This is a genomic window from Henriciella sp., assembly GCF_049649345.1.
Lineage (GTDB): Bacteria > Pseudomonadota > Alphaproteobacteria > Caulobacterales > Hyphomonadaceae > Henriciella.
Genome location: NZ_JBARZC010000035.1, coordinates 1 through 5,765, shown reverse-complemented (window position 1 = coordinate 5,765; position 5,765 = coordinate 1). Strand labels below are relative to the sequence as shown.

At 59.6% G+C, this 5,765-nt stretch carries 5 protein-coding genes; 2 read left to right on the top strand and 3 right to left on the bottom strand.

Annotated elements, in window-relative coordinates:
* Both WA989_RS00920 and WA989_RS00915 read left to right on the top strand, forming a co-directional pair.
* A partial coding sequence (locus WA989_RS00920; RefSeq protein ID WP_424338656.1) for a long-chain-fatty-acid--CoA ligase occupies positions 1-1,506 on the top strand: 1,506 nt, incomplete at its 5' end.
* 34 nt (positions 1,507-1,540) lie between these two features.
* A complete protein-coding gene (locus tag WA989_RS00915) occupies positions 1,541-2,854 on the top strand; it encodes a spinster family MFS transporter (protein WP_424338655.1) in 1,314 nt (437 codons plus the stop codon).
* Here WA989_RS00915 and WA989_RS00910 read toward each other — a convergent pair.
* The 3 genes from WA989_RS00910 to WA989_RS00900 form a co-directional block, all read right to left on the bottom strand.
* Positions 2,851-4,008 carry an NAD-dependent epimerase/dehydratase family protein gene (locus WA989_RS00910; RefSeq protein ID WP_424338654.1) on the bottom strand — a complete coding sequence of 386 codons (1,158 nt, stop codon included), beginning with the start codon at positions 4,006-4,008 and terminating at the stop codon, positions 2,851-2,853. The two genes, WA989_RS00915 and WA989_RS00910, sit on opposite strands and share 4 nt — an antisense overlap.
* Before the next feature lie 460 nt (positions 4,009-4,468).
* Positions 4,469-5,353, bottom strand: a complete 885-nt coding sequence (locus tag WA989_RS00905; RefSeq protein ID WP_424338653.1) for an isoaspartyl peptidase/L-asparaginase family protein — start codon at positions 5,351-5,353, stop codon at positions 4,469-4,471.
* On the bottom strand, positions 5,350-5,765 hold a 416-nt coding region (locus tag WA989_RS00900; RefSeq protein WP_424338652.1), incomplete at its 5' end, for a hypothetical protein. The genes WA989_RS00900 and WA989_RS00905, both read right to left, overlap by 4 nt.

Genomic DNA, 5,765 nt, shown 5'->3' with positions numbered 1-5,765 from the left:
ACCTACCGTGACATCTACATCATGGCCAAACAGGTTTCGAACGCTTTGATTGATGATGGGATCGGTCTTGGCGACCGCGTCGCGACGCTGGCCTGGAATTCCGAACGGCATATGGCGACCTGGTACGGAGCCATGGGCATCGGTGCCGTCCTGCATACGGTCAATCCGCGTCTGCATCCCGATCAGATTGCCTGGATCGTCAATCATGCCGACGACATAGTCCTGATCCTCGATAAGACCTTTCTGCCCATCATCGAGTCGATCCGGGAGAAGCTGACGTCAGTAAAACGGTTTGTGATCTATGCGGATGATGACACCATGCCCGACAATACGCTCGGGGCAGTTGCCTTCGACACCTGGATCTGTGGCCGCCCGACGGAAGCACGCTGGGGCGACTTTCCCGAAGACACTGCTTGCGGCCTTTGTTACACGTCCGGCACGACGGGCAACCCCAAGGGCGTTGTCTATTCGCATCGATCAAACCTGCTGCATACCTTCATCGCCCTCAACAAGGACGCGCTCGGCATCGGGACGCAGGACTCTGTCATGCCGGTTGTGCCGATGTTTCACGCCAATGCCTGGGGGCTGGCCTTCGCCTGTCCGGCCGTCGGGTCGAAAATCGTGATGCCGGGCGCCCAGATGGACGGCGCCTCGATCTATGAGTTGCTCACAGAGGAAAAGGTGTCTTTCACCGCCGCGGTTCCCACCGTCTGGCTGATGCTGTTGACGCATCTGCAGGAAAACGATCTCAAGCTGCCACATCTCGAAAAGGTCGTGATTGGCGGATCGGCCCTGCCGGAGCGCATCCTGCGCGCCTTTGAAGAGGATTATAACGTTGAGGTTATTCACGCATGGGGGATGACGGAGACGTCTCCACTTGGCACGCTCGGCACCTTGCCGGCAGACCTTGCCGAGGCAGGCCTCGACCAGCGCATTGAGCACAAACTCAAACAGGGGCGCCCGCCCTTCGGGGTCGAACTCCGGATCGCCGATGATGCGGGCCAAGCCCTACCGCATGACGGCGTCGTGTCCGGCAGGCTGCTCGTACGCGGCGCAGCGATTGCCGCTGGCTATTTTCGGGGGGATGGCGGCGACGTTCTTGACGATCACGGCTTCTTCGACACCGGCGATGTCGCGACCCTCAATGAGCAGTGCACGATGCAGATCACCGACCGCGCCAAGGACGTCATCAAGTCTGGCGGCGAATGGATTTCCTCGATCGAAATCGAGAATATCGCGGTCGGCCATCCTCAGGTCGCCAACGCTGCAGCGATCGGCATCTACCACCCGAAATGGGATGAGCGGCCCTTGCTGATCATCGAACCGGTCAAGGACGACCCGCCGACGCGCGAAGACGTGCTGGCTGAACTCGACGGCAAGATCGCCAAATGGTGGACGCCGGACGATGTCGTCTTTGTTGACGCCATCCCGCTCGGCGCGACTGGCAAGATCAACAAGCTGGCGCTGCGCGAGCAGTTCAAAGACTACAAGCTGACCACCGCTTGATCCTTATTCCGAAACAGAATCGAGCGGCAATCCGATGACCGGTCCCCAGCACCAGAACAAGTTCGTCGTTGTCGTAATTCTCAGCGCAATTTACGGCGTGAATTACGTCGATCGGCAGATCGTCGCGATCCTGCTCGATCCGATCAAGGCGGAATTTGGCGTGTCCGATACGGTGCTCGGCCTGCTTGCCGGGCCAGCCTTCGCGCTTTTCTACGCTACGGTGGGCGTGCCGCTGGCCATGCTGGCGGACCGAACCAGTCGCAAGAGGCTGATCGCCTGGTCGCTGGGATTTTTCAGTCTGATGACGCTAGCCTGCGGGCTCGCCGCCCAGTTCTGGCAACTGCTGATCGCCCGTGTGCTTACCGGCGTTGGGGAAGCAGGGACCGGTCCTGCATCACAGTCGCTCATATCGGATCTGTTCAGGCCTCATGAGCGCGCGACGGCGCAGGCCGGCTATGCTGTCGGTGTGAATGTCGGGCTGATGATCGCCTTCTTTTGCGGCGGCTGGATCGCGCAGGAATTTGGCTGGAGAGTCGCCTTTATCGCGGCCGGATTGCCGGGGCTCGTTCTTGTAGTTGTGTTGATGGCCTTCGTGAAAGAGCCTCTCCGCCTCGGTAAAGCCGATGAGCCTGACAATCCGACGCTTGTCGATACGGTCAAGGTACTCTGGCAGCGCAAGTCTTTCCTGTGGCTGATCATCGGCGGCGGGCTCAGCGCTTTCGCGAGCTACGGCGTGACGATGTTCGTGCCGTCCTTTCTGATGCGGTCCCATGGACTGAACCCTGCGGATGTGGGCTTGATCCTGGCGCTCTTTGTCGGGCTTGGCGGCGGCACCGCCACCTTCCTTTCCGGTGTGGTTGCCGACCGGCTGAGCCGGAAGGATATGCGGTGGAACATGTATGTGCCGGCGATTGCAGCGCTCGTCTCGCTGCCATTCTGGCCGATCGTGATCATTCTCGACAACAGCTTGCTCGCCATCGGGGCGCTGGCTATTCCGCTGGCGCTGGGAATGGTTTTCATCGGACCACTGATCGCAACGGTGCAGACCCTCGCGCCCGTCCGCATGCGGGCGAGGGCGGCGGCAATCCAGATGCTGATCGGTAATCTGATCGGGCTCGGTCTTGGCCCGCTCGTGATCGGATTTGTGAGTGATATATTGCGCCCATCTCTGGGCGAGAATTCCCTGCGGTTCGCACTCCTGGCCGGCGTGCTGGCAAGTGTCCTGTCGATTATCGCCTATATCGTCGCGGCCCGGTCGCTCCGCAAGGACATCGAAACGACCGGCGAGGTCCGGTTTGGAGAAACCGGGCCCGCCGCGCCGGGATCAGCCGGCAGCATGCCAACTTAAGCGGACGACTTTTTGGACGGTTTCCCATCGTCAGCGCTTTTGGGATGCGCATAGTAGTGAGACATATCGAATTCGGGGAAATCCATCGCCTCGATTTCGGACTTCGCCTTGTCCAGCTGTGCCAGAATGCGGTCTTCCAAATCGTAGCTGAACGTATCGCGTAGTTGTGATTCCACGGCTGTGCCACGTTCCTTGGGATCTTCCAGGTACCATTCGACCGTGCGACGCAGCGCCGAGGGCGCTGGTACGGGCGTATAGTTCAGCCGGTCCAGATTGCTGGTATCAAGAATGTGGTGACCAATTGTGAGGGGCCAGCGCGCATATGGCCAGGCAGGCCTTGCGATTGCAGCCGGCGCTGAAACCATGTCGACAGTCTTGCCCATGGTTTCAGCGATCAGACGGATCCATTTGCGGAGCGTGATCGGTTCTGGATCGGCGCAATTGAAGATCTGGCCGCCTGACGCGTCGCGGTCTGCAACAGCTGCGAGAACAATCCGAGCGGCGTTCTCGGCATAGAGGATGCTTTGAAGCAGAAAGCCGCCTTCGGGGACGATGATCCGCTCGCGCCCCTCGAGCAGACGGCGGATGATGCTCCATTCCGTTGCGCCAGGTTGGCGAGGTCCATAAATTTTCGGATATCGCAGGACGGTTCCTATAAAGTCACCATGGCGATGGGCCCACTGAAGCGCAGTGTCGGTTTCGACGACGCGCTGGCCGAATTTGCCAACCGGATCGAGCGGCGTTTCAGGCGGCATGGCACCACCTTCATCAAGATAGGTTGCTGTCCAGTCGCGCTCTACGCCGCTTTCCGAACTTGGCCGCATCGTGGCCGGCGGATCGATCCAGTTGGGATAGAAGGTAGAGGTCACGCCAATAAAGTGTTCGACATGACCGGTGAGGGCCTGCGCCACGAACCGCAGCCGGCCGTACGACGCTATCACCGTGTCAAAGTACCGGCCCCTCACGGCATCCTGTACAGGCTCAAGGAAATTCGGGTCTGCAATAATACGTTCGACCGGCGCGTCATACTCGACGGGGTGACGTCCTGTGTTCATGACAGAGACCTCATGTCCCTCCGCCAGGAGAGAATTTACAATGATCGGCCCCGTCGGTCCGCCACCGCCGACGAGCAGAATCCGTTTTTCTTTTGTCATACAGTTCTCTTATCCTCTATCATGCGGCCTGGTCTCCTGCCTTTCAGCCATACTTCATCTGTGTCAGCCGATTGGGTCCCCTGCGGCGACTCTCTCTTTATGTTATGCGTATGAATAATATAAAACAGCTATATTGGGCAATATGTGAAATTAATTCTGCGCGCAGCCACGGCGGTGCGGCCCAGATGGTGCTGTCAGTCTAAGGCGAACCCGTCTCCAACAGCGTTCAGGGTAGGGTGGCTTATCCAGCGATAAGACCGCGCGATTCAAAGAGGATTGCAGCATCGCTCTGTCGCGTCGTTGGAAAGGCAAGTGCGAGTTCTCGGCTAATTATTGAGATGGCGACCGAGTTCCTTGGGGAGTTAGAATGGCACCAATGAACCACGCTGATGCGAAGGGCTTTCGACAACACCGCAGGGTCGGCTCAGGCCGGTTTAGTCTGACACCAATTTGGACATCCCTACAGAACGCTGACTTTCGGGGATTCGCCTTCACGGACGCAGGCCCGTTTCATGCCAGGTGAATTGAAAGGCATGACGATTTCGCCTGAGGCAGCAATCGCGATAAGACCGCCATCTCCGCCGAGGCGAGCGACAGCATCGAGGCTCGCCTGTGCGGCATCGGCCAAAGGCCGTCCCGAATAGGTCATACGAGCCTCTATATCTCGGGCCACGCCCGCCAGCATGAAGTATTCGCCAAGCCCCGTGCAGGAAACGGCGACGGTCCGGCTTGCAAATGTTCCGACGCCTATGAGCGGCGTGTCGCCGACCCGGCCGGCTTCCTTGCCGAACAGCCCGCCGGTAGACGTTGCTGCCGCCAGTCGGCCCTGGCTGTCGAGGGCCACTGCGCCGACCGTGCCGTGCGAAAGTTCATTCATCTGCGTTTCCTTGGCAGACACGCCGACGGGCAACCGGTACCAGCTTTCCGCGTCTTCGACCTCCGGCAAACCTTGTGCAGCGCAGAAGGCGTCGGCGCCTTCGCCGACGAACATGATGTAGGGCGACGTATCCATCACTGTGCGCGCTGCCCTAATCGGTGACCTGGTGCGCGATACTGATGCTACGGCGCCCGCCCGAGGCCCGTCTCCATCCATGATGGCAGCGTCGAGCTCGTATCGGCCAGACTTGGACGGGGCTGCGCCGCGGCCGGCGACATAAAGGCCCGATTGTTCAAGTTCGATTACCATGGTCTCAACTGTGGCGACGGCAGACGCGCCCTCCGACATCATCGTTTCGCCGTGTGCAATCAGTTTCGTCAGATGCGCTTCTACTTCGCTGTAGTCACGGTCAGGTTTGACGCCTGCACCGCCGTGAATGGCCAGGGCGAAACGGGAAGTCTTGCTCATTCCTTGTCCTCAATTTTCACGCTGAGTGGCCGAATATCCAGCCGGATGTTTGCGATCGTGTAGGCGCCGTTACCGTTCTCGTCGCGGCCCCAATAGCCCTGGCTCTCATCCAGCTGACTGAAGGAGAAAACCAGGCCGGTCTGGATGCCGCGTCCTGCGGGCAAGGTAAGTCGTTCCAGCGATTGCGCAGCAGAATTGTCGACCAGTGCCTCGCCAAGCAGGTCCGCGAGGCTCTGACCGGGAATGGTAATACCGGTACCGGAAACAAGGGGGGTATCTGCATATTCATTGCCGACTGTAGCTTTGCGCCAAGGGGCCGGCGTGATGCGGCCAGTCTCTGTTTCGTAGGTGTCGCCCTCCGCGAGGAGGTGCAGGACAAGTCCCTCGGCCTTAAGGGCGCGCGTCTCAGCGC